Below are 23,665 nucleotides of genomic sequence, written 5' to 3' on the forward strand. Positions count from 1 at the left end.
AACACTGCCCGGGGCGTGGGGATTAATACGCTGTCCGAACAGGCTTATTTCCTTGAATTTGCCCGTCGCGAGACCGCATTCGGTGTTTTCCAAGGGGGGGTGATGGTCGGCGCACCGAAATAGAAACCCTGCAGGCAGTCAATTCCCATATCGATGAGGAACGCAGCCTCATCCGCAGTTTCGACCGATTCGGCGACGGTGAACATATCGAAATGATGTGCGATTGCCTGCAGCGCGGCGGTCAGCATCTGGTTATCAGGCTGATCCGGGATCTTGCGGATGAATTGTCCGTCGATCTTGATCATGTCGAAGCTGAATTCGCGCAGATATCTGAACGATGTGTGACCTGCCCCGAAATCGTCCAAGGCGAAACTGGTGCCTTTTCCCTGCAAATCCCGCATGAAAGGAACGACGATTTCAGGCATATCCATCGCAGAGCTTTCTGTCACCTCAAGCACAAGACGTTCGGCAATCTGTTCGTCGCGTGACAGGCCGCGCCGCAAGGTTTCCATCCAGACAGAGTCGCCGATGGACCGGGCCGACATATTGATGGAGAGACGCAGCCCCGGGTCCTGCTGCAGGGATTGCAGGCCGAGCGACAGCGAGATGCAGTCAATCCGCCGTCCCAGATCGCTTGTTTCCGCGTGTGGCATGAAGTCACGCAATGGGATAAAGCGGCCGGTATCGTCGATGACGCGGATCAGGCCTTCGTGGAATGCGGTGCGCTTGGGCCGGTCGGCATGGACGATCGGTTGATAGGCCAGCACGGCATCGCCCCGGGATATTGCCCGCTCAACCTCTTCCAGAGTCAGCCGTTGTTTATGGTCGATGACATATTCAAGTGGAGATCCGACTGTGCCCGCCTTGCTGTGTCCTTGGTCTTTCATGCCCGCATCCTTGCTGTTCCCGCGCAACATAGCGATGATGTCCTAACTTCCGGCGATGTCCGAGCGGATCTTGAGTTAAGGATTAACATGATGACCGAACGCTGTGCGTGGTGCGGAACAGAGCCGATCTATGTTGATTACCACGATCAGGAATGGGGCGTTCCCGAATATGCTCCCCGTTCTTTATGGGAAAAACTGGTGCTGGACGGATTTCAGGCCGGGCTGAGCTGGATCACGATCCTGCGCAAGCGAGACAGTTTTCGCGAGGTTTTCGAGGATTTCGACCCCGAGCGTGTCGCGCGTTGGGATCAGAATAATGTTGAAAATGCGCTTAAAAACCCCGGTATCATCCGGCATCGCGGGAAAATCGAAAGCACTGTCAGGGGTGCAAGGCTGTTTCTCGATATCGAATCGAAGCAGGGCTTCACGCCCTATCTGTGGAGCTTTGTCGGTGGCGCTCCGGTGCAGAACGACTTTGCCAGCATGGCGGAGGTTCCGGCCTCAACCGCCGAATCGACCGCGATGTCCAAAACGCTGAAGAAACAGGGGTTCAATTTCTGCGGCCCCGTCATCTGTTATGCCTTTATGCAGGCGGTCGGGATGGTGAACGACCATATGACAAGCTGCTATCGCCATGCCGAGGTCAAGGCGCTGTCAGTTCAGTCACAATAACCCGCGCGGTTTCCGAGTTCCATTCGGCGGGACCCATCAGCCGGGCGGCTTCATTGCCGTCGCGGTCGATCAGGATCGTCGCGGGCATGGCGACAACGCCGAATTCCCGCGCCAGCTTCTGCCGCGGGTCCAGCAGGACGGGCAGAGCGTCGAGATTTTCCTCGGTATAAAATTTCTCTATCGCCGGAAGCGGGTTGCGTCCGGTGGCGATGGTCACGACCTGAAAATTCTCGCCGCCGAATTCCTTTTGCAGGCTGTTCAACGCGGGCATTTCCTCGCGACACGGGGCGCACCATGTCGCCCAGAAATTAAGCAGGAGCGCCTGACCTTTGTAATCCGAAAGGCTGAGCTCGGCTCCGTCAGGGTTCGTGAAACCGGTATCCGTCACCGGCTCGCCATTTCCGGCAACAAGATCGATCCCGCCTTCTCGGGCGGCGCTCAGGTCGATCTCTCCGGCAAACCCGGTATTTGCACCGGCAGCAAGCGCCGTATAAAGGATCAGCAGACGAAACATATCAAACCTTTCGGACCAGACCTGATGACCGACGCCAAGACGCCCGACAACACAGCAAATGCCATGTGGGGCGGGCGCTTTGCCTCCGGTCCCGATGCGATCATGACGGCGATCAACGCGTCCATCGGGTATGACCGGCGGCTTTACGCCCAGGATATCCGGGGCAGCCGGGCCCATGCCGCGATGCTTGCGGCGCAGGGCATCATCACCCCTAACGATGCCGAGGCGATCCGGGAAGGGCTGCTCACCGTATTGTCAGAAATCGAGGCCGGGAATTTTCCCTTCAGCGAGGCGCTTGAGGATATTCACATGAATGTCGAGGCGCGGCTGAAAGATCTGATCGGGGAGCCTGCGGGCCGCCTGCATACGGGCCGGTCGCGCAATGATCAGGTGGCAACGGATTTCCGGCTTTGGGTGCGGGATCAGTGCGATGCCGCGATTGAGGGGCTGCGGGCGCTGATCGGCTCGGCGCTTGGTCAGGCAGAGGCCGGGGCGGATTGGGTCATGCCCGGTTTCACCCATTTGCAAACCGCTCAGCCGGTGACATGGGGGCATCACATGATGGCCTATGTCGAGATGTTCGGACGCGATCTGTCACGCTTTCAGGATGCCCGGAAGCGGATGAACGAATCGCCGCTTGGCGCGGCAGCACTGGCCGGAACGGGCTATCCGCTGGATCGCGAAGCGACGGCGAAGGCGCTTGATTTCGACCGTCCGATGGCAAACAGCCTCGATGCGGTCAGCGACCGGGATTTCGCGCTGGAGTTTCTGTCTGCCGCCAGCATCTGCGCCGTCCATCTGTCGCGGCTGGCCGAAGAGCTGGTGATCTGGTCCTCGGCCCAGTTCCGCTTTGTGTCGATGTCGGATAAATGGTCCACCGGCTCCAGCATCATGCCGCAGAAGCGCAATCCCGATGCGGCAGAGCTTATCCGCGCCAAGATCGGCCGGATTCTTGGGGCGAATGTTGCGCTGTTTACGGTGATGAAGGGGCTGCCGCTGGCCTATTCCAAGGACATGCAGGAAGACAAGGAACAGGTCTTCGATGCGGCGGACAGCCTGATGCTGGCGCTCGCGGCCATGACCGGAATGCTGTCCGATCTGACTGCGAACCGGCAGAATATGGAGGCAGCCGCCTCGGCTGGCTTTTCGACCGCGACCGATCTGGCCGACTGGCTGGTGCGCGAGGCCGGACTGCCATTCCGTGACGCGCACCACGCGACAGGCGCGATTGTGGCGATGGCCGAGAAAAAAGGCGTGGATCTGGACGAACTCAGCCTGTCAGAGATGCAGTCGGTCAATCCGGCTATTAACCAGTCGGTCTATTCCGTTCTGGGTGTGCATAACTCCGTCGCGTCGCGGCAAAGCTATGGCGGGACCGCACCGGATCAGGTCCGAGCGCAGATTGCTCGCTGGAAAGAGGCGCTATGAAATATCTTCCGCTGGTGGCCGCTCTGGCACTTGCCGCATGTGGCGTGGATGGCGCTCCGGAAAGACCTGCGCCTCCGCCCGGTGTAACCGTGTCCGGAGACATAGGGATCGGTGTGCGCGCGGATGGTTTCTGACCTGACCCCTCTGAGACGCTGTTGGCTGGCGCTTTCCGTGCTTGGCGGGATCGCCGGTCTGCGTATCTCAGCGCCTGACGCGACCGAGATCGTGGCCATGATCACGCTTGCGCTCTGGTGCCTTGTCGAAACGATGGTGCGCCGGAACTGGCTGGCACTGATCACCGTGCCCGCGATGGTGCTGGGTCTCGGCTGTGCCTTGCCGCTTTATCTCTTTCTACGTTCACGCAGGATCTCCTGATGGATCATTTCAACTATAAGGATGGCGTTCTCTGCGCTGAGGACGTGCCGCTGACCTTGATCGCGCAAGAGGTCGGCACGCCGGTCTTCGTCTACTCCACCGCCACGCTGACCCGCCATTTCCGGGTGTTTCAGGAGGCCCTGTCATGGACCCCGGATCATCTGATCTGCTATGCGGTCAAGGCGAACTCTAATATTGCCGTGCTGAAATTGCTGGGCGATCTCGGTGCGGGCATGGATGTCGTATCCATCGGCGAATATGCACGCGCCCGCACGGCCGGTGTTCCCGGTGATCGCATCGTCTTTTCCGGGGTCGGCAAGACAAGGGATGAGATGCGGCTGGCGCTTGAGGGTGGCATCCGTCAGTTCAACGTCGAGTCTGAGCCAGAGCTGCTGGCGCTTTCCGAAGTCGCTGTGTCCATCGAGAGGGTGGCTCCGATTGCGCTGCGCGTGAACCCCGATGTCGATGCAAAAACCCACGAAAAAATCGCCACCGGGAAATCCGAAAACAAATTCGGCATTCCGATCGCAAGGGCGCGTGAGGTCTATGCGCAGGCAGCAACTCTTCCGGGGATCGAGATTGTCGGCGTCGATATGCATATCGGCAGCCAGTTGACCGATCTGGACCCGTACCGACAGGCTTATGGCAAGATGGCGGATCTGACGCGGGCGCTGCGCTCCGATGGGCATGACATCCGCAGACTGGATCTGGGCGGTGGGCTGGGGATTCCCTATCGCCGCGACAATAATGCGCCACCTCTGCCGATTGAGTACGGGCAGGTCATCCGTGAAACCGTGGGCGATCTCGGCTGTGAAATCGAGATTGAGCCGGGCAGGAATATCGCCGGGAATGCCGGGGTGCTGCTGTCTACGGTGATTTACCGGAAACATGGTGAAGGGCGCGATTTCCTGATCCTCGACGCGGCGATGAACGACCTGATCCGACCCGCCATGTACGGAGCGCATCACGACATCGTTCCGGTCATGGAACATGCACCGGGAACTGAGCGCAGCAGCTTCGACGTGGTCGGCCCGGTATGTGAGACCGGGGATACTTTCGCGAAAGGCGTCGAACTGCCCGGAATGGCGGAAGGTGAACTGGTCGCGTTCCGCTCGGCCGGGGCCTATGGCGCGGTAATGTCCTCGGAATATAACACGAGACCGCTCGTGCCTGAGGTTCTGGTGGACCGGGACCGTTTCGCGGTGATCCGCCCGCGACCGTCGCTTGACGAAATGTTGACGCGCGAAGCGCTGCCCGACTGGTTCTGAGCCGCAGGAATCCCTTGCCCGCATGCGCCATGCGGCGCAGGATAGACGCATGAGCGAGCCCATGACCGACCATGCCAATTCAGCAAGGCTGGACCGGGCCCTGCGCCTGACCCGCGCGGGGCTGTGGTGGGAATCGCTGGCGCGAAGCTTCTGGCCTGCTGCAAGCCTGTTGCTTCTGATGATAACCGCGCTGAGTTTCGGTCTGGCCGAGGCGCTGCCCGATCCTGTCCGTCCTTACGCGGCGGCGGGGGCAGGGGTGGTTTTTCTTGCGACGCTGGTTCTCGGCTTTCTGCGCTTCCGACGCCCGCGCAGTCATGAGGCCGAGGACCGGATCGACGAGACCCTTCCGGGCAGACCGCTCTCCGCCCTGCGTGACCGGCCCGCATTGGGTGGAGATGGCGCGTTATGGCAGGCGCATCTGGCCCAGATGGAACAGCGCGTCGCTTCGGCGCGGGCTGTGCGACCGGATGCGGGGCTGAACCGCCGCGATCCGTTTGCGTTCCGTCTTGTGGCGCTGACCGCAATCGCGATGGCGCTGCTGTTCGGCAGTACCGGGCAGTTGGGGCAGGGGCTGGCGGCGCTTGCGCCCAACCGGCAACAGGAGGGATCGCCAGAGGCAGCGTCCGGCGGGCCCGGTTGGGAAGGTTGGGCCGAACCCCCGGCCTATACCCGCAAACCGACCATTTATCTGAACCGGCTTGCCGCCGATGCCGTGCTCGACCTGCCCGAAGGCTCCGTGATCAGTCTCCGGCTGTACGGAGAGGAAGACAGGGTCGCGCAGGATGTCGGCTCTGAGCTTCCGGAGTCAGAACAGGGGGCACCGCAATTCCGTGTCGAGCGGGACGGGACGCTGACGATTGCCGATCGTAGCATAAAGGTGACGGTCCGCCCGGATGATCCGCCTGAGATCACCCTCGGCCCTCCCGCCGAGCGGCGTGCCGATGGGCGGCTGATCCAGCCATTCTCGGCGCAGGACGATTTTGGCCTCAGCGAAGGCCATGCCGTCATCACGTTGGATATGGGCGCTATTGATCGTAATTTCGGTCTTGCCACCGATCCCGAGCCGCGTGATCCGGTGCAGATCAAGTTGCCGGTCCGGGCCAACCGCGCCGAGTTTGAAGGTCAGCTTGTCGCTGATCTGAAAAAACATGCTTGGGCCAATCTGCCGGTGAAGATCCGGCTCAACGCGCAGGACGGTATCGGGCAGAGCGCTCAATCCGGCGAGATCGCGATGGAACTGCCCGGCAGGCGTTTCTTCGACCCGTTCGCCGCCGCTTTGATCGAACTGCGCCGGGATCTTCTCTGGTCGCGTGAGAATGCGGCAAGATCCGCTCAGATTCTCCGCGCGATCACCTGGCAGCCGGAAGGTTTCATCCGGGATGATACGCTTGGGGATTTGCGGGCGATCATATCGGGTCTGGAAACAGCGGGACTGTCCGATACGCAGCGCGATGCTCTGGCAGAGGCGCTGTGGCGAACCGCCGTGCAGCTTGAAGATGGCGGGTTGGCGGATGCGCTGGAACGCATGCAGCGGGCGCAAGAGAGACTGGCGCAGGCGATGCGTCGCGGCGCCTCGCCCGATGAAATCCGCGATCTGATGGATGAGTTGCGCCGCGCAACGGATGATTATCTGGACCGGCTGGCCGAGCAGGGCGGGGACCCTGCGGATCGCTTTGACCGCAGCCCGGTCCAGATGATGAGCGGTGATCAGATCCAGCAGATGATGGATGAGATCCAGCGGCTGATGAATGAAGGCAAAATGGCTGAAGCGCAGGCTTTGCTGGAACAGTTCAACCGCATGATGGAAAATATGCAGGTCCGTCAGGCAGAGGGCGAAGGGCAGGGTGAGGGGCGCGGCTCATCCTCGCGCATGGCCGACACGCTGCGCGAACAGCAGGATCTGGCAGACCGTGCCTTCCGCGAGATGCAGGATCAGTGGATGGGGCTTGACGAGCAGGATCAGGAAGAACCCTCGGACAGCCTGGCCGAGCAGCAGCGCCGCTTGCGCGATGATCTGGGGATGCAGCGCAGCCTTCTGCCCGAACGCGGGACCCCGCAGGGCAATGCGGCGGGCGAGGCGATGGATCGGGCAGGGCGGGCCATGCAGCAGGCGGAACAGGCCCTGCGGCAGGGCGACATGGCCGGTGCACTCGACCGGCAGGCTGAGGCGATAGAGGCGCTGCGCGACGGGACCCGCTCACTGGATCAGGGCCGACAGCAGGGTGAGGACGGCCAGCAGACGCAAAGCGGAGAGGGTGAGGACGCGCAGCAGGGCCAACAGCAAGGCGGCGCACAACCCGGAGAGAACGGGCAGCGCGGACTGGCCTCTCCCCGGCGCGATCCACTTGGGCGGGCCATGCAGGGGAATGGCGGCGGCATCGCGACGGATGCGCCGCTGGAAGACGGAGAAAGCGGGGAGAACCGTGCCCGCGATCTGCAGGACGAAATCCGCCGCAGGCTGGGTCAGCAGGACCGTCCCGAGCAGGAACGCGAATATCTGGACCGGCTGATCGATCAGTTCTGATTTCATTGGACAGGCGGGATTATTCGTTATCCTCTGTGCTGTGATTTTATCGCTGCCGGATGTGGTTCAGCCCGCACTCATCAGCATCAAAAGCCGACGCCGCGGCGCTGTCCGGGAGCGCTGACAAGTTGGCAAAGCCCTGTCATGCTGTTGCGTTAGACTTGATTTATACGGCGGATGCACTAAGGCTCCGCAACCATGCGCGAACGAGGAAAGGTTAAACGCATGATAAAAGAGTTCAGGGAATTCATTGCCAAAGGCAATGTCATGGACATGGCCGTCGGTATCATCATCGGCGCTGCCTTCACTGCGATCGTCACCTCGCTGGTCGATGACCTCATCAATCCGATCATCAGCCTGTTCATCGGCGGGATCGATTTTTCCAACCTGAAATACTCGCTGGGTGAGGGTGAAAACGCCGCTACCTTCAATTACGGCAACTTCATCATGGCCGTGATCAATTTCCTGATCGTCGCCTGGGTGGTCTTTATTCTGGTCAAGATCGTCAACCGCGCGAAAGATGCGGCGGTGGGACCGAAGGAAGAAGAAGCTCCTGCAGGGCCGACCTCGGAAGAAATTCTGCTTGAAATCCGCGATGAGCTGCGTGCCCGCCCGCGGGTCTGAACCGGATCGTGCTGAAATGAAAAAGACCGGCAGAGTATGTCTCCGCCGGTCTTTTTCGTGGCCGTCGGTTTACAGCAGCGAGTCGGGTGAGATCGTCTCGATCCCAAGTGCCGCGCCCACCGGGCCGGAGGTCAGCTTGCCTTCATGCGTCGAGAGTCCCGCCCGCAGATGCACATTTTCGCGGATCGCCTCACGCCAGCCTTTATTGGCGAGCGTCAGAATGAAGGGCAGCGTCGCATTACCAAGCGCCTGAGTCGAACTGCGCGGAACAGCGCCGGGCATATTGGCGACGCAGTAATGCACGATGCCGTCCACTTCGTAGATCGGGTCCTGATGGGTGGTCGCGCGAGACGTCTCGAAGCATCCGCCCTGATCGATGGCAACATCCACCAGAACCGCGCCGGGCTTCATCATCGAAAGCTGTTCGCGTGTGATCAGCTTCGGCGCGGCGGCTCCGGGGACAAGCACCGCGCCGATCACCATATCGGCGGTCGGCAGCAGCTCGGAGGTGGCGGCGGCGGTGGCATATTGGGTGGTCAGCATGCCCATGAAGATATCATCCAGATAGGACAGTCGCGGAATCGAGCGGTCCAGCACGGTGACATTCGCACCCATACCCGATGCCACGCGGGCCGCAGCCGTACCAACCACACCGCCGCCGATGATGACGACACGGGCGGGACGAACCCCGGGGACACCACCCAGAAGAACCCCCTCGCCACCATTGGCCTTTTGCAGCGCCCATGCTCCGGCCTGAGGTGCCAGTCGGCCTGCGACCTCGGACATCGGGGCAAGCAGGGGCAGACCGCCGCGCGTATCGGTCACGGTCTCATAGGCGATCGAGGTCACGCCAGAGTCCAGCAGGTCGCGCGTCTGATCCGGGTCGGGCGCGAGGTGAAGATAGGTGAACAGGATCTGACCGCGCTTCAGCATCGCCCTTTCGGCGGCCTGAGGTTCCTTGACCTTCACGATCATATCGGCGCGGTCGAATACGGTCGCCGCATCCGGAGCGATTTCCGCACCAGCCGCCAGATAGTCATCATCCGTATAGCCTGACCCCAGACCGGCCCCGGATTGCACAAGGACCTGATGACCCTGAGCAATCGCCTCGCCAGCCGCGTCGGGGCGCAGGCCAACGCGGAATTCCTGTGGTTTGACTTCTGTCGGGCAGCCGATCAGCATCGCATTCTCCTTTTTATTTGGTCAGATCCCTGAAATTCCTCCAACCTGCCACGTAATTCACAGAAAATCTTACGGAATTTGGGGTTGCCGGATGGTGATCGTTGAAAGATTATTGCGTGATTTATTAAAATTGACGGAGAATATCCGATCATGTTCGATCTTGACGCAATAGACCGCCGCATTCTGCGTATAATCCAGAAGTATGGCCGAATCACCAATGCCGACTTGTCGGCCAGGGTGAATCTTTCCTCCTCGGCATGTCATCGTCGGGTGCAGCGGCTGGAGGATGAGGGCGTCATACGTGGCTTCGCCGCCTTGCTGGACCGTCGCAAATTGCGACGCCCGACAACTGTATTCGTGGAAATCAGCCTGTCAGGGCAGGCGAATGAGCTTCTGGAATCCTTCGAAAGCGCCATCCGCTCGATTCCGGATGTGCTGGAATGCCATCTGATGGCGGGAACGGCGGATTATCTGCTGAAGCTGGTCGTCGAGGATACCGAGGATTTTGCCCGGATCCACCGGACGCATCTGGCCCGGTTGCCCGGTGTCGCGCAGATGCATTCGTCATTCGCGCTCAGGACCGTGGTCGAAACCACGGCCCTGCCGCTTTGATGTTTACTGTACGGCGGATTCGACGGGCGAAACCGCTGCGGTGCCTGAACTGGATACGGTGCTGGCGGCCGACGCCGAAGAGACGCCCGGGTTCGGATTCAGGTTCCGGCCGATCACGCCTTCTGCCGAAGCCAAATGTCCATATTCGAAGGTCAGCGTGTCCTGACCGCCTGCAATGCGCAGCACGCCATCTTCATAGGTAATCCGGTTTGCCGCACGCAGACCGTTGAAGAAAGAGCTTTCCTGTGCGCTCCACCGGCAGCTTTGCCCGGCGGTCTGGATCGGTCCGACGACGATTTCCGGTGGGGTGCCCGAGATCGGGGCAACGAAGCTGTTGCAGCCCGTCCGGCCCGAGATCATCGTCGGTGCAATCGTCATCGTGGTGTGGCGCACGCTCAGCACTTCACCGCCGATATTGAACAGCACGTAATCGCCGGTCGGGATGTTCGAATAGGGCTCGTCGGGAGTGGTCGGGGTGGGTTCACATGCAGCAAGCGCCATCGTGGCAAGCGCAGCGGCGGTCAGTTGGCGAAACATGGCAGCGTCTCCGGTGTTAGAGAATCGTTATGCGTTCACGCCGGGATTACATCCGGTCGCTTGATGGTCAACTCACTGATATGTCAGCCAAGAGACAAGGTTGCAAACGATTCGCGCCGTGAGTCCCGGTCGGCGGCTGAATAATCAAGGTGCTGTGACGGGTTTTGCCTTTTATCAGCAAGGCGTCGCGCATCTGCCCGTGATGCAAGAAGAAACGCCTCTGTTGCCGACATGCCACGCTCTGCCCGGGCTATGCATGATGATTAAGCTTGCGGCGGTTGGACCTGCCGATACATCTTCCGAACATGTTCGGGCTTGATCCAGCGATCTTCTGGTTTGTGTTCTCGGTCACCGCCTTTGCGGGGTTCGTGAAGGGGGCGGTCGGTTTCGCCATGCCCATGATCATGATGTCCGCCTTCGGCTCGGTTCTGTCGCCGCAACTTGCCCTTGCGGCGCTGATCCTGCCGACTTTGGCCACCAATATCCTGCAAGCCGGTCGTGGCGGGATTGGTGCCGCATGGGATACCGTTGGCCGATTCCGCTGGCATATCGGGGCGGTGATCATCTTTATTGTGGTGTCGGCGGCATTCGTTCGCTCAGTCCCTCAAAGCTTGATGTATCTGCTGCTTGGCATCCCGATTGTCGCATTCGCCATCTGGCAGCTTTCCGGCCGTCCGCTGACGCTTCCCATCCACCATGCCCGCCGGGCCGAGATTATCTCGGGCATGATCGGTGGGCTTTACGGAGGCATTTCGGGTATATGGGGCCCGCCGCTGATCGTCTATCTGCTGTCGATCAACGTGTCGAAATCCGAACAGATGCGGGTGCAGGGGGTAGTGTTCCTGATGGGCGCGGTGGTGCTGACACTGGCGCATCTGGCCTCGGGCGTTCTGAATGCGCAGACATTGCCTCTGTCCGCTGTGCTGGTTGTGCCGGGCGTGGCCGGGATGTTTCTGGGGCTCTGGGTGCATGACCGGCTGAATGTCGATCAGTTCCGCCGCTGGACATTGGTGCTGCTTGTGCTCTCGGGGCTGAACCTGGTGCGGCGCGGGGTGGAAATCCTGCTGAGCTGAGGCTAGGCCTGCAGGAAACAGGAGCCTGTGATGACCGACCCAGCCGAGCTGACCGCCAGACTGATCCGCTGCCCCTCGGTCACGCCGGAAGAAGGCGGCGCATTGACGCTTCTTCAGGACCTGCTGAGCGGCGCGGGCTTCGAATGTACCCGCGTGGATCGCAACGGCACGCCGAACCTCTTTGCACGATGGGGCAGGAAAGGGGCCGAGCGGAGCCTCGGCTTCAACGGTCATACCGATGTGGTGCCTCCCGGCGATCCGGCAAGCTGGACGCATCCACCGTTTTCCGGGCATCTCGACGAAACCGGCACGCTCTGGGGGCGCGGCGCGACGGATATGAAGTCGGGCGTGGCGGCCTTCGTTGTGGCAGCGATGGAGTTCGTCGCGGACACACCTCCTGACGGCGCGATCATTCTTGCCATTACCGGCGATGAGGAAGGTCCGGGCAAGGATGGCACGATTGCCATTCTCGACTGGATGAAAATGCATGGTGAGCGCATGTCGGCCTGCATCGTCGGAGAGCCGACCAACCCCGAAACATTCGGCGAAATGATCAAGATCGGTCGTCGCGGTTCGGTCACCTATCGGGTTGCGGCAAAGGGCGTGCAGGGGCATGTGGCCTATCCCGACCGGGCGCGTAATCCTGTGCATGCGATCTGCCGGTTTCTGGACCGGCTGGCCTCGGAACCACTGGATGCGGGCAATGCGCATTTCGGCCCATCGACATTGCAGGTGACGACTGTGGATTGCGGCAACTCCGCGACGAATGTGATCCCCGAAACGGCCCGTGCCGTCTTCAATATCCGGTTCAACGATCTTCATACGCCCGAAAGCCTCGATGCGGAAATTCGCCGCCGGGCCGAAGCCGTCGCCGATGAGACCGGCGTGTCCTTCCGGCTTGAGGCGGATGTCAGCGGCGAAAGCTTCCTGACCGAGCCGGGTCCCTTCACGGATCTGGTGCGCAATGTTGTGCGCAGCGAAACCGGGATCACGCCCGAGCTTTCGACCTCTGGTGGCACCTCGGATGCGCGTTTCGTCAAGGATCACTGCCCCGTGCTGGAATTCGGTCTGGTCGGGCGCTACATGCATCAGGTTGACGAGCGGGTCCCGGTTGAAGAAATCCGGGCCCTGACGCGGGTCTATCGACGCATTCTAGAGGCTTATTTCGCATGATCATCCAACAGACAAGCGATCTGGAGACCTGCCGCCAGCTGAGACGGATCGTCTTCATCGAGGAACAGGGTGTGTCCGAAACCGAGGAATGGGACGGTCTGGATGGTCAGGCGCTGCATATGCTGGGTTGGATAGATGATCGGCCAGTGGCCACGGCGCGAATTTTCATCGACGGAGATACCGCGAAGATCGGGCGGGTCTGCGTTCTGCGAAGTGCTCGCGGCACCGGGGTCGGGGCGGCGATCATGCGCGGTGCGGTGGATGTGCTGCGCAGCCGTGATATCCGGCAGATCAGGCTAGCGTCGCAGACTCAGGTCATCCCGTTTTACGAAAAGCTGGGCTTTACCGCTTACGGGCTGGAATTTCAGGATGCTGGCATCCCGCATCGCAACATGGTTCTGGAACTCTGACGAAAGCCACGTATTGTTTTGCGTGCATACCGGTCGCTGGCCGGGGAAAGGGCCGGCATGGCACTACCAAGCAAGCAGCAGATCCTCGAATGGGTCGCCGAACATCCCGATGCGGCATCGAAGCGCGACATCGCCAAGGCGTTCAGCGTCAAGGGGTCGGACAAGCTGGAACTGAAGCGGATGCTGAAGGAACTCTCCGAGGAAGGCCGTCTGGAACGACGCCGCAAATCCTATCGCGATGCAGAGCGCCTGCCGCCGGTGACCGTGCTTCAGTTGCTGGAACCGGATGCCGACGGCGATCTGTTCGCCCGGCCGCTGGAATATCGCGGGGACGGACCCGTGCCGCGCATCCTCTTCCAGCCGCGCGAAGCCGATCCGGCCCTTGGTGAAGGCGAGCGGTTTCTGGCGAGGCTGATCGAGGTCAAGGGCGAGGATCACGACTATCTCGCCCGGCTGATCCGCAAGATCGGTGACAGCCGCCACAAGATTCTGGGCATTTACCGCAGCTCGGCCGAGGGCGGACGCATCATGCCCATCGACAAGGGCGCGGATAAGGAATGGCGGGTCCGCACGGAAGATGCGCTTGGTGCTCAGGACGGTGAGCTTGTCGAGGCCGAGCAATCCGGTCCGAAAGGCCGTCTGGGTCTGCCTCAGGCGCGGGTCCTGAACCGGCTTGGCGATCCTTCGGCACCGAAATCGGTCAGCCTCATTGCGATCCGTCAACATGGCATTCCCGACGAATTCCCCGATGAGGCGCTTGCCGAGGCAGAATCGGCCAAAGCCGCCAGCATGGCGGGCCGTGAGGATCTGCGCGATCTGCCGCTGCTGACCATTGACCCTGCCGATGCGCGTGATCATGATGACGCCGTCGCCGCGATCCCCGATACCGATCCGAAAAACCCCGGCGGCATGATCATTTGGGTCGCGATTGCCGATGTCGCCCATTATGTCACGCCCGGAAGCGCATTGGACCGCGAGGCGCGGCGGCGCGGGAATTCGTCCTATTTCCCCGACCGTGTCGTGCCGATGCTGCCCGATGCGCTGTCCGGCGATCTTTGCAGCCTGCATGAAGCCGTTGATCGTCCGGTGATTGCCGTGCGCATGCGGCTGGATGCGCACGGCAACAAGATCGGCCATAAATTCCATCGCGGCATGATGAATTCACGCGCCAGTCTGACCTATGAACAGGCGCAGGCCGGTGCCGACGGCAATCCCGACGCACAGACCGAAGCGCTGATGGAGAGCGCGATTAAACCGCTCTGGCAGGTCTATGATCTGCTGAAATCCGCCCGCGCCCGCCGTCAGCCTCTGGATCTGGACCTGCCCGAGCGGCAGATCGTTCTGGGCGATGACGGCAGGGTCAAATCGGTCGAGTTCAAAGAACGTTTCGACGCCCATAAGCTTATCGAGGAATTCATGGTGCTGGCGAATGTCGCCGCTGCCGAAGAGCTGACCCGGCTGAAACGCCCCTTGCTGTTCCGTGTCCACGAGGAACCGAGCGTCGAGAAAATGGAGGCGCTGCGCGAGGTTGCACAAGCATCCGGCTTTACGCTGGCGAAGGGGCAGGTCCTGCATACCAGCCATCTGAACCGCCTTCTTGCGCAGGCCGAGGGGTCGGATTTCGACGAGCTTATCAATATCTCGACGCTGCGCTCGATGACGCAGGCCTATTATCACCCGGAAAATTTCGGCCATTTCGGCCTCGCCCTCAGATCATATGCGCATTTCACCTCTCCGATCCGGCGTTATTCGGATTTGATCGTGCATCGGGCGCTGATCTCGGGGCATGGCTGGGGAGATGATGGCCTGTCGGAATGGGATATCGAGAACCTCTCGGAAACCGCCACCCAGATTTCCGGCACTGAACGTCGCAGTATGGAGGCCGAGAGAGATACGACCGACCGCTATCTTGCCGCCTATCTGTCCGAGCGGATCGGCAATGAGATGACCGGCCGGATTAGCGGTGTGCAGAAATTCGGCCTTTTCGTGAAGCTGGACGAAACCGGCGCGGATGGTCTGGTGCCGATCCGCGAGATCGGCAATGAATATTTCCATTACGACCGCGATGCGCAGACGCTGATTGGCTCAGAAACCGGGCTTGAGATCACAGTCGGTCAGCGCGTCCGCGTCCGGCTTGCCGAGGCCTCGCCTCTGACCGGAGGCCTGACGCTGGAACTGCTGGAGCTTGAAGGCAGCAATGTCGCACGCGGCCCGAAACAGGGCAGGCGCGGAAGGCCGATGCGGCGGCGTCCGGCCTCGGTCAAAGCCAAAGCGAAGGCGGTGGCGAAGAAGGCGAAGCGGAAGCGCAGAAGCGGTTAAGCCGTTTTCAGTTTTCGGACCAGACTGCCATCGCGGTGCCGCCGGGCTCTCGGAATTCGAAACGGCGCCCGCCGGGGAAGTCGAAAATCGGCTTGGTGATCTCGGCCCCTGCCGCCGTGACTTTTTCAAGCGCGGCCTCAAGATCGTCGCTGCGCAGGATGATCAGCGGTGCCTGAAGCGCACCAGCGGCGATACCGCCCGCGATCCCCGCATTGGCGAGTTCCTGATATTCCGGCCCGTAATCGTTGAACTGCCAGCCAAATGCGTCGGAGAAGAAGCTTTTCGTGGCTCCGATATCCGGCGATGAGAACTCGACATAGTCGATCTTCATGGCGACCTCCTGAATGTTCCCGTTTTGTTTACCGCGAATTCTGTCTCAGCGCAAGACCGGAGGCTGCGCACCGGGCTGTCGCAGATCCTCGACCCCCATGCGCAGCCCTGCACCGATACGGTGGGCAAGCGCGGACCATGCCTCGGCGCTGTGGTCGGGCAGGACGCGGCGCAGGGTTTTATCGAAAAGCGCCAGCCAAAGCGGGAAATGTTCCGGCTTCACGTCGCCCGCCTGCATATGGGCGCGCATCGGGCTGCCATCATAGCTGCGTTCAGAGAGAATCGCATTGCGCCAGAACCGCGCAATCTTGTCCTCATGTTCGGGCCAGTCGGTGACGTGGTTGGCAAAAACCGGGCCAAGGACCTCATCCTGCCGGATCGCGGCATAGAAGACCGCGACGACGCGGTCGATTTCCTCAGCGGTAATATCGAAGCGGGGCGGTATGGTCATTGCCATGACATGCGCCTGCTTGGGACGGATCGCAAGAGGGGTGCGACGCGAGGCCGCTGGCGGGGGCCATCACAGATCGGAGCGCCGTCTTGCGGGCAGCATCACCAGCAGACCGGCCAGTGTGATCGCCACGATACCCACCCATCCGGGAAGCCCCGGCAGGGTCGAGAACAGGACGAAATCGAACATCACCGCCCAGATCAGCCCGGTAAAATCGAACGGAGCCAGCACGGAAACAGGCGCTCGCGCGACGGCCTCGGTCGCGGCGATATGCGCCAGCCCGCCAAGCAGCCCCGCGCCGATCAGGACAGCGGTTGTGCCGGGATCGAGACTGTTCCATCCGAAAGGCAGGGTCAGCAGACCGACGCAGGTCGTGAACAGCGCGAAATAAAAAGAGATCGTCGCCGCGCTTTCGGTTCGGGTCATCGCCTTGACATAGTCGCGGTAAAGCGCCGTCAGCCCGGCAAAGGCAAGCCCGGCTGCGACGCCGATCATCGCGTTCGCGCCCGGCATGGTCAGGCCCTCCCACAGCATCGCAATGACGCCGGCGAAACCGACCAGAACTGCCAGGACCAGCCGAAGCGAAATCGTCTCGCGCAGCAACAGCGCCGCCGCCGGAAGAACCAGGACCGGACCCAGAAAGCCCAAAGCCTCGGCATGGGCGACGGGAAGATAGGTCAGCGAGATGAAAGAGCATCCCATCGCAAGTGCTCCAAGCGTCCCGCGAAGGAAATGCGCACCGGGTCGGGCAGTGCGGAACGCGCCGGGGAAACTCCCGCGCAGCGCCATATAGATACAGATCGGTATCATCGCGACGGCCGAGCGCCAGAAGATGATCTGCCCGAGTGTCGCCGCGTCCGATGCTTCCCGGATCAGGGCGGACATGGCGGTGATCAGAAATGCCGCTGCCAGTCGCAGCCAGATTCCATCATTCGCTCCGGTCACGGCATTACCCCTCTGATCCCATATATTTGTTAACGCTAACGGATAAGGAGTCAAGCTGTGCCACGCCCCGCCGGTCTTTGACGATTTTCCAGCGCTTTGATATCGGGGTTCAGCCCGATTTCGCGCATCTGGTCATAGATTATGTGCCCGGTGCATGGCTGGTCGAATCCAAGTTGCTGAAGCTTTTTCTTGGCGCGTTCCGTAATCACGGCGCGTTTCATGAAGACTGCACCATGTCGATCGGCAAGTTCTGAGGGACAGATTATCGCCTCGCTGGCTGAGGATCGGAGGCATTGGTATCCGCGCGGGGCATGCCGATTGATGTGTTCTGGCAGACGGGACCGGCCCTCGAGGGGATCTGGCTGCCGGATCAGGCGTCGCGCCCTATCGCGGTCGCGGCTAGAGATGGCTGCAGCGGACAAACAGCGCCGATCCGCATCGCTGTATCAGGAAGGTGACAGGGCTGTCGCGCATCCTTGTGGCATCGGGGATGCGTGAAAAATACGGTTGTGTCGCCGGTTTGGCCGGAATGGGGCAGCAAAAGCGTCCTCAGATCCTGCCAAATGGCCACGGCATCGGTTAAAATATCTTTTTAAAGCAGCAGCTTGAAATCCCGTCCGGGATGTCACATCAGCGTCACTCAACCTTAACGATCCTGTCGCATCGCCTTCCTATCTCACCTCTGACTGATCGGTGGAAGGGACGGCATGCGAATCGAAGCAAGCGGCATTACCCGTGTGTTCGGCAGCACGAAAGCTGTCGACGATGCCAATTTTATCGTCGACCGCCCCATGATGATCGGCATTATCGGCAGTTCCGGCGCCGGAAAATCCACGTTGCTGCGCATGATCAACCGCCTCACCGATGCGACAGAAGGGCAGTTGCTGGTCGATGGCCGCGATGTGCTCAGCCTGCGCGGCAAGGCGCGGCGCGGCTGGCAGGCGGATTGCGCGATGATTTTCCAGCAGTTCAATCTGGTTGGCCGGATCGACGTCGCCTCGAACGTCCTGCACGGTTTGCTTAGGCTCAGGACTCGTTCTTGATCATAACCAGAAGATGACGGTCGCGGCGAGCAGGATTGCAGAGAAGAAGGTCTCGGGGCAACGGTCGTATCGGGTGGCGACGCGCCTCCAATCCTTGAGTCGGCCGAACATGATTTCGATGCGGTTGCGGCGTTTGTAGCGCCGCTTGTCGTATTTGACGGGTTTCTTGCGCGACTTCCGACCCGGGATGCAAACCTTTATCCCCTTGTTTTTCAAGGCATCTCTGAACCAGTCGGCATCATAGCCCCGATCGGCCAGCAGCCAATCCGCCTCCGGCAGGCTGTTCAGAAGTGCCGCTGCCCCGGTGTAATCACTGACTTGTCCGGCGGACATGAAGAACCCTATCGGCCGGCCCTTCGCGTCGGTGACGGCGTGCAGTTTCGTGTTCATGCCGCCTTTCGTTCGCCCGATCTGGCGCCCGCGCCCCCTTTTTTGACCCGCAGGCTCGAGGCCGTGCGGTGCGCTTTCAGATAGGTCGCGTCGATCATGATCGTATTGTGTTCGGCACTCTCGGCGGCGAGGCCCACCATGATCCGGGCGAAGGTCCCGTTCTCGCTCCAGCGCTTCCAGCGGTTGTAGAGCGTCTTGGCGGGGCCGTAGTCCGTCGGCGCGTCGCACCATCGCAAGCCATTACGATTGATGAATATTATGCCGCTCAGCACACGCCGGTCGTCAACGCGTGGCTTGCCGTGGGATTTCGGGAAATAGGGTTTCAGACGCTCCATCTGCGCGTCAGTCAGCCAGAAAAGGTTGCTCATAAATCAGGTCTCCTTGCAGAGCCTGAATCACGCAAACAGCCCGAAATCAATGGGTCTGGAGCCTAATAAGCGCGGCACATTATCCACCGTATTTAACATCTGGTCGCGCGAGGATATCGACCGCGCCATTTCGATCCTCGACCGTCTGGGTATCGCGGAACAGGCCTCCAAACGCGCCGAGGCTCTGTCTGGCGGGCAGCAACAGCGCGTGGCGATTGCGCGGGCGCTGATGCAGGACCCAAGGATCATTCTGGCAGATGAACCCATTGCCAGTCTTGATCCGATGAATGCGCAGGTGGTGATGGACAGCCTGCGCCAGATCCACGAACAGGACGGCCGCACCGTCATCGCCAACCTGCACACGCTGGATACCGCGCGGCGCTATTGCGACCGTGTGATCGGCATGCGCAAGGGGCGTATCGTCTTCGATGGCACGCCTGAACAGCTAACCACCGGAGTTGCCCGCGACATTTACGGCGCAGGCGATGATTTTTCCGAATCCGCCACCTCGACGGCGATCGACGGACCCGTCGAGGGCGACCGCGATTATGCCGAGCGTATGCTGGCGGACTGACTGAGTACCCCTACAGGAGTAAACCATGAAACTGACTCTGACTGCCTCGTTGATGACCCTCGCGATTGCCCTGCCGGCTGCCGCGCAGGAAATCGAAGAATTCAACATCGGTGTGCTGGGTGGCGAAAACGCTCAGGACCGTATGACCAGCAATGAGTGCCTCCGCGCCTATGCTGAGGAAGCTCTGGGCGTTCCGGTCAAGCTGTTCACCCCGGCCGATTATGACGGCGTGATCCAGGGCCTTCTGGGTGGTTCTCTGGATGCGGCGATCCTGGGCGCTTCGGGCTATGCCAAGGCCTATCTGACCGATCCCGAGGCGGTTGAGCCGGTTCTGGTCAAGACCAATGTCGATGGTGCTTCGACCTATTATTCCATCGGTTTTGCCCGCGCCGACAGCGGCATCACCTCGATGGACGATATGGAAGGCAAGGATCTGGGCTTCGGCGATCCGAACTCGACCTCGGGCTATCTGATCCCCGCCGTCGAACTGCCGCAGGCTGGCTATTCGGTTGAGCCGGGCGAGTATTTCTCGGATATCAAATTCACCGGCGGTCATGAGCAGACCATCGTTGCGGTCAATAACGGCGATATCGCAGGTGGCGTGACCTGGGCTGACGGTCTGGGCGACTGGGAAGACGGCTATAATTCTGGCGCTCTGCGCAAGGCCGTCGATTCGGGCATCGTGGACATGAACGATCTGGTCGAGATCTGGAAATCCAAGCCGATCCCGGAAGGCCCGATGGTCGTGCGCAAGGCGCTGCCGCAGGATGTGAAGGATACCTTCACCGATCTGGTCGCCAATCTGGACGAAACCGATGCTGACTGCGCCTATGGCGTTGCTGCTGGGGAAACCGCTGGTTTCGATCCCGTGACCCATGAGGCTTACGAGACCATCATCGAGGTCCGTAAGGCTCAGGACGCCTCGGGCGGCTAAGACGATCCATAAGGGCGCGGGGGAATTCTCCCGCGCCGCTTTCTGTTGCAGGCATGCATATGACCGATATTTCCCGGATCTCAGAGGATTACCGCGCCGCCGCCAGCCGCAAGCGGCTGTATTCCGGCGTGTTATGGGCAATCTTCGCGCTGCTGATGATTTCCGGCTTCCGGCTGGCGAATGAGCGGAATGCAGGCGGGTTCTGGGAAGGTCTGCCGCAGATCTTCGACTTCCCCGCCGAGCTGGTGTCCGAGGCAGCCGCCAAGGCAGGCAATCTGCCGGGGCTGATGTGGAACTATGTTCCGGCGCTGATCGAAACGATCAATATCGCCGCCGTGGCAACGCTGATCGGGGTGATCGGAGGCGGCATCATGGCGCTTCTGTCAACGCCGGGCCTCGCCCCTTGGCCACGACTGATCCCGGTTTTCCGGCGGATGCTGGATATTGCCCGTGCCATTCCCGAACTGGTCATTGCTCTTGTGCTGATCTTCGTCCTTGGTGGCGGCCCGGTGCCTGCGACTTTGGCGATTGCGTTTCACGCGGTCGGTGCGCTTGGCAAGCTGTTCTCCGAGGTGGCTGAAAATGCCAGCACCAAGCCATTGGAGGGGCTGGAATCCGTCGGTGCGAACTGGATTCAGCGCATGTGGTTCGGAATCATCCCGCAAGTGGCGCCGAACTGGATCAGCTATTCGATGCTTCGCTTTGAAATCAATGTCCGTGCCAGTGCCATTCTGGGCTTCGTCGGCGCAGGCGGCATCGGCTATGAGCTGCGGAACGCGATCAGTTGGGGGCAGGGGCGCTATGACGCCGCCGCCGCGATCTTCATCCTGCTGTTCATCACCATTGTCTTCTTCGACCAGTTATCGGGCGTCGCACGCGAACGTCTGGTGACCGGGAAAGCCGGAGGCCGGATCTGATGGCTATGGCCGAACTTTCGCGCCCCGTTCACACTGCATTCGGCAGGAGGCGGATCTTTTCGCTGGCGGTTCCGGCTGCGATCCTTGCCTATCTGCTTTACGTCGCCTTCGCCTTCGATCTTGCCGGTGTGGCCTCCCGTGCGCGGTGGGATAACGGGGCGCTTCTGTTGCAGGATTTCTGGTCCTACAAGACCCATGTGACGCGGGAAAACCGGCGTGGAGATGGCAGCGTCGTGACCTCGATCGAGGGGATGCGCAACGCGACCTATGCGCCAGGTCAGGAACCGGAATGGGTAACTCCGCTGGCCGATGGCGGGACCGAGATTTCCCTGCGCGGCGACAGAACCGTCATCATCGCGCGCGACGGTGCCGTGACCCTGAATGCGGATGGCGAGACCTTTAACATCGTCCCCACCGCCGAGGGCATCGAGACGGATATCACCGATCCCCCCGACTGGGTCAGCCTGTCCGACAAGCGCTTCATGGCAACCATGCCCGAGGGTGCGCGGCTGACCGTCACCCGCTCGCGGACAGAGATCTTCCGCCGTTCGCCCGGCTGGGAGCTTTTCTTTTTCGACCTCTCCAGCCCGTTTTACGGTAAATCGCTTCCGCAACTTGTCGGGCTGGCCTTCAGCGGCGACAGGCTGGAGCCGTCTCAGTCGAACATTGCCGCGATGTTCAGCGATTTCTGGTATAATTCGGTCTGGCATCACGGCGACGTGGCATGGGCGATATTTGAAACCCTGCTGATGGCGTTTCTCGGCACATTCGGAGCCGGGCTGATCTCTCTGCCGCTTGCCTTCATGGCAGCATCGAATTTCGCGCCCTCTCGCATCATCCGACAGGTATTCCGGCGTGTCTTCGATTTCCTGCGCGGAGTGGATGCGCTGATCTGGACCATCGTTCTGGCGCGGGCTTTCGGACCGGGGCCGATGACCGGCTCGCTGGCGATCCTGCTGACCGATACGGGGACGTTCGGCAAACTCTTCTCCGAGGCGCTGGAAAATGTCGATGACAAGCCCGTCGAGGGGCTGCGTTCGACCGGGGCGGCGGCGGTGCCGAGGATCCGCTGGGGCGTTATTCCGCAGATCGCGCCGGTGATCCTGTCGCAGCTTCTCTATTACTTCGAATCCAATACCCGTAGCGCGACGATTATCGGAGCGATTACCGGCGGCGGGATCGGGCTGCTTCTGGTGCAGGCGATCCAGACCCAGAAAGACTGGGAGCATGTGACCTATTACATCGTGCTGATCGTTCTGCTGATTATCCTGATGGACTGGATCTCCGGCCGCATCCGGTCGCGCCTGATCAAGGGCGAGGGCGGGTCGGACGCATGATCCGCTCAGCCCTGATCCGGGTGATGGGTCAGGGTGATACGCTCACTTGCCCACCAGACCACGCCGCGCTCGATTGGCCGACCGTCGCTGATATCGGTGGAATCTGTGCGCAGCAAGGGCTCGCCCGGGTCGATCTGAAGCTTCGCGGCCTGCATCTCATCGGCGATGGCGGCCTTGATGCGGGTCCCGCTGCGCGTGTAATCGGCGATGCCGCATGCAGCAAGGGCGCGGGTCAGCGATCCGCCCTGCGACAGCGCCTCGGGCAGGCCGGGCAGAAGGCGGGCGGGAAAGACCGAGCGGAACAGGGCGACGGGACGGTGATCGACCGTGGCAATCCCTTCAACAGCATGAACCGGGTCGCCGGGGGACAGCGCAAGCGCCTCGGCTTCGGCGGCGTCGCAGGCGCGGGTGACGACCGAATCGATCCGGCGTCCGGGGACGCGTCCGGCAAGCTCGATATTGTGGTGAAAACGCACCCGCTCACCCAGCCGGTACTCGACCGGAGCCGCCGCGACATAGACACCTGCACCGCGCCGCGAATACAGCAGACCCTGCTCGGCCAGCGAGCGGGTGGCGTTGCGCAGCGTGTGCCTGTTGACGCCAAAACGCGCCGCCAGCTCGGCTTCCGGCGGCAACCTTGTGCCGGGTCGCCAGACCCCGCGAGAGATCTCTGCGCGAAGCGTATCTGCGATGCTCTGCCATAGACTCATTTGTCACCGAATATTCATGGTTGAAGCGTTGCCCGCCGGGCCGTGTCACGCTATTAGATGTCTAGTTG

At 61.1% G+C, this 23,665-nt stretch carries 25 protein-coding genes and 2 pseudogenes; 18 read left to right on the forward strand and 9 right to left on the reverse strand.

Annotation, left to right across the window (positions count from 1 at the left end; all coding sequences use genetic code 11):
* Nucleotides 1-44: 44 nt before the first annotated feature.
* Complete coding sequence (locus tag PAE61_RS02590; protein ID WP_271113869.1) at nt 45-887, reverse strand: EAL domain-containing protein; 843 nt, start codon at nt 885-887, stop codon at nt 45-47.
* Nucleotides 888-977: 90 nt separating this feature from the next.
* Between PAE61_RS02590 and PAE61_RS02595 the strand changes: the two genes are divergently transcribed.
* Nucleotides 978-1,559: a DNA-3-methyladenine glycosylase I gene (locus PAE61_RS02595; protein ID WP_271113870.1), complete on the forward strand. Its 582-nt coding sequence runs from the start codon at nt 978-980 to the stop codon at nt 1,557-1,559.
* Here PAE61_RS02595 and PAE61_RS02600 read toward each other — a convergent pair.
* The gene (locus tag PAE61_RS02600; protein ID WP_271113871.1) at nt 1,531-2,073 is read right to left on the reverse strand and encodes a TlpA disulfide reductase family protein; all 543 of its coding nucleotides are present in this window, start codon (nt 2,071-2,073) and stop codon (nt 1,531-1,533) included. The two genes, PAE61_RS02595 and PAE61_RS02600, sit on opposite strands and share 29 nt — an antisense overlap.
* 24 nt (nt 2,074-2,097) lie before the next feature.
* Between PAE61_RS02600 and argH the strand changes: the two genes are divergently transcribed.
* The 6 genes from argH to mscL all read left to right on the forward strand — a co-directional run bounded on the left by argH (nt 2,098) and on the right by mscL (nt 8,292).
* Nucleotides 2,098-3,501: an argininosuccinate lyase gene (gene argH / locus PAE61_RS02605; RefSeq protein WP_271113872.1), complete on the forward strand. Its 1,404-nt coding sequence runs from the start codon at nt 2,098-2,100 to the stop codon at nt 3,499-3,501.
* On the forward strand, nt 3,498-3,635 hold the full coding sequence (locus PAE61_RS02610; protein ID WP_271113873.1) for a hypothetical protein: 138 nt from the start codon (nt 3,498-3,500) through the stop codon (nt 3,633-3,635). Before argH ends, PAE61_RS02610 begins: the two co-directional genes overlap by 4 nt.
* A complete protein-coding gene (locus PAE61_RS02615) occupies nt 3,625-3,876 on the forward strand; it encodes a DUF2834 domain-containing protein (protein WP_271113874.1) in 252 nt (83 codons plus the stop codon). Before PAE61_RS02610 ends, PAE61_RS02615 begins: the two co-directional genes overlap by 11 nt.
* Entirely contained in the window at nt 3,876-5,144 is a 1,269-nt protein-coding gene (lysA, locus tag PAE61_RS02620; RefSeq protein ID WP_271113875.1) for a diaminopimelate decarboxylase, read from the forward strand. The genes PAE61_RS02615 and lysA overlap by 1 nt, the downstream gene beginning before the upstream one ends.
* A gap of 49 nt (nt 5,145-5,193) precedes the next feature.
* Entirely contained in the window at nt 5,194-7,668 is a 2,475-nt protein-coding gene (locus PAE61_RS02625) for a DUF4175 domain-containing protein (RefSeq protein WP_271113876.1), read from the forward strand.
* A 225-nt stretch (nt 7,669-7,893) separates the two neighbouring features.
* Nucleotides 7,894-8,292 (forward strand): large-conductance mechanosensitive channel protein MscL, encoded by a 399-nt coding sequence (gene mscL, locus PAE61_RS02630; RefSeq protein WP_271113877.1) that lies wholly within the window; start codon nt 7,894-7,896, stop codon nt 8,290-8,292.
* A 69-nt stretch (nt 8,293-8,361) separates the two neighbouring features.
* On the opposite strand, the gene ald is transcribed toward mscL, so the two are convergent.
* Nucleotides 8,362-9,474 carry an alanine dehydrogenase gene (gene ald / locus PAE61_RS02635; RefSeq protein WP_271113878.1) on the reverse strand — a complete coding sequence of 371 codons (1,113 nt, stop codon included), beginning with the start codon at nt 9,472-9,474 and terminating at the stop codon, nt 8,362-8,364.
* Nucleotides 9,475-9,624: 150 nt separating this feature from the next.
* Here ald and PAE61_RS02640 point away from each other — a divergent pair, with 150 nt between their 5' ends.
* Entirely contained in the window at nt 9,625-10,086 is a 462-nt protein-coding gene (locus tag PAE61_RS02640) for an Lrp/AsnC family transcriptional regulator (RefSeq protein ID WP_271113879.1), read from the forward strand.
* Between the two features lie 3 nt (nt 10,087-10,089).
* Here the strand turns inward: PAE61_RS02640 and PAE61_RS02645 are convergent, their stop codons facing one another.
* Nucleotides 10,090-10,623: an META domain-containing protein gene (locus tag PAE61_RS02645; protein WP_271113880.1), complete on the reverse strand. Its 534-nt coding sequence runs from the start codon at nt 10,621-10,623 to the stop codon at nt 10,090-10,092.
* Between the two features lie 269 nt (nt 10,624-10,892).
* On the opposite strand from PAE61_RS02645, the gene PAE61_RS02650 reads away from it, so the two are divergent.
* The 4 genes from PAE61_RS02650 to rnr are packed head-to-tail and all read left to right on the forward strand — an operon-like array spanning nt 10,893 to nt 15,598.
* Nucleotides 10,893-11,696 (forward strand): sulfite exporter TauE/SafE family protein, encoded by an 804-nt coding sequence (locus PAE61_RS02650; RefSeq protein WP_271113881.1) that lies wholly within the window; start codon nt 10,893-10,895, stop codon nt 11,694-11,696.
* A gap of 27 nt (nt 11,697-11,723) precedes the next feature.
* The gene (dapE, locus tag PAE61_RS02655) at nt 11,724-12,869 is read left to right on the forward strand and encodes a succinyl-diaminopimelate desuccinylase (RefSeq protein ID WP_434803094.1); all 1,146 of its coding nucleotides are present in this window, start codon (nt 11,724-11,726) and stop codon (nt 12,867-12,869) included.
* Complete coding sequence (locus PAE61_RS02660) at nt 12,866-13,279, forward strand: GNAT family N-acetyltransferase (protein ID WP_271113883.1); 414 nt, start codon at nt 12,866-12,868, stop codon at nt 13,277-13,279. The genes dapE and PAE61_RS02660 overlap by 4 nt, the downstream gene beginning before the upstream one ends.
* A gap of 57 nt (nt 13,280-13,336) precedes the next feature.
* The gene (gene rnr / locus PAE61_RS02665) at nt 13,337-15,598 is read left to right on the forward strand and encodes a ribonuclease R (RefSeq protein ID WP_271113884.1); all 2,262 of its coding nucleotides are present in this window, start codon (nt 13,337-13,339) and stop codon (nt 15,596-15,598) included.
* 7 nt (nt 15,599-15,605) lie between these two features.
* On the opposite strand, the gene PAE61_RS02670 is transcribed toward rnr, so the two are convergent.
* The 3 genes from PAE61_RS02670 to PAE61_RS02680 all read right to left on the reverse strand — a co-directional run bounded on the left by PAE61_RS02670 (nt 15,606) and on the right by PAE61_RS02680 (nt 17,324).
* Nucleotides 15,606-15,929 (reverse strand): VOC family protein, encoded by a 324-nt coding sequence (locus PAE61_RS02670; protein WP_271113885.1) that lies wholly within the window; start codon nt 15,927-15,929, stop codon nt 15,606-15,608.
* Between the two features lie 45 nt (nt 15,930-15,974).
* Complete coding sequence (locus PAE61_RS02675) at nt 15,975-16,385, reverse strand: group III truncated hemoglobin (protein ID WP_434803095.1); 411 nt, start codon at nt 16,383-16,385, stop codon at nt 15,975-15,977.
* A 63-nt stretch (nt 16,386-16,448) separates the two neighbouring features.
* A complete protein-coding gene (locus PAE61_RS02680) occupies nt 16,449-17,324 on the reverse strand; it encodes a DMT family transporter (protein ID WP_271113886.1) in 876 nt (291 codons plus the stop codon).
* Nucleotides 17,325-17,434: 110 nt separating this feature from the next.
* On the opposite strand from PAE61_RS02680, the pseudogene PAE61_RS02685 reads away from it, so the two are divergent.
* Together PAE61_RS02685 and PAE61_RS02690 are read left to right on the forward strand one after the other, a co-directional pair.
* A pseudogene (locus PAE61_RS02685) lies at nt 17,435-17,727 on the forward strand (preQ(1) synthase); the annotation flags it as partial.
* 304 nt (nt 17,728-18,031) lie between these two features.
* Nucleotides 18,032-18,358, forward strand: a pseudogene (locus PAE61_RS02690) (ATP-binding cassette domain-containing protein); the annotation flags it as partial.
* A 9-nt stretch (nt 18,359-18,367) separates the two neighbouring features.
* Here the strand turns inward: PAE61_RS02690 and PAE61_RS02695 are convergent.
* Nucleotides 18,368-19,125 (reverse strand): IS5 family transposase gene (locus PAE61_RS02695; protein WP_271112274.1). Its coding sequence is split into 2 segments (ribosomal slippage): nt 18,368-18,789 and nt 18,789-19,125, totalling 759 coding nucleotides; the frame shifts between segments, so codons are not numbered across the junction.
* A 49-nt stretch (nt 19,126-19,174) separates the two neighbouring features.
* Between PAE61_RS02695 and PAE61_RS02700 the strand changes: the two genes are divergently transcribed.
* The 4 genes from PAE61_RS02700 to phnE (PAE61_RS02715) are packed head-to-tail and all read left to right on the forward strand — an operon-like array spanning nt 19,175 to nt 22,887.
* Complete coding sequence (locus PAE61_RS02700; protein ID WP_434803120.1) at nt 19,175-19,699, forward strand: phosphonate ABC transporter ATP-binding protein; 525 nt, start codon at nt 19,175-19,177, stop codon at nt 19,697-19,699.
* A 25-nt stretch (nt 19,700-19,724) separates the two neighbouring features.
* Nucleotides 19,725-20,633 (forward strand): phosphonate ABC transporter substrate-binding protein, encoded by a 909-nt coding sequence (phnD, locus tag PAE61_RS02705; protein WP_271113887.1) that lies wholly within the window; start codon nt 19,725-19,727, stop codon nt 20,631-20,633.
* 59 nt (nt 20,634-20,692) lie between these two features.
* A complete protein-coding gene (gene phnE / locus PAE61_RS02710) occupies nt 20,693-21,550 on the forward strand; it encodes a phosphonate ABC transporter, permease protein PhnE (protein ID WP_271113888.1) in 858 nt (285 codons plus the stop codon).
* The gene (phnE, locus tag PAE61_RS02715) at nt 21,550-22,887 is read left to right on the forward strand and encodes a phosphonate ABC transporter, permease protein PhnE (protein WP_271113889.1); all 1,338 of its coding nucleotides are present in this window, start codon (nt 21,550-21,552) and stop codon (nt 22,885-22,887) included. The genes phnE (PAE61_RS02710) and phnE (PAE61_RS02715) overlap by 1 nt, the downstream gene beginning before the upstream one ends.
* Nucleotides 22,888-22,892: 5 nt before the next feature.
* Here phnE (PAE61_RS02715) and phnF read toward each other — a convergent pair whose 3' ends face one another.
* Nucleotides 22,893-23,597 carry a phosphonate metabolism transcriptional regulator PhnF gene (gene phnF / locus PAE61_RS02720; protein ID WP_271113890.1) on the reverse strand — a complete coding sequence of 235 codons (705 nt, stop codon included), beginning with the start codon at nt 23,595-23,597 and terminating at the stop codon, nt 22,893-22,895.
* Nucleotides 23,598-23,665 lie beyond the last annotated feature (68 nt).

Source organism: Paracoccus aerodenitrificans (assembly GCF_027913215.1).
Classification (GTDB): domain Bacteria; phylum Pseudomonadota; class Alphaproteobacteria; order Rhodobacterales; family Rhodobacteraceae; genus Paracoccus; species Paracoccus aerodenitrificans.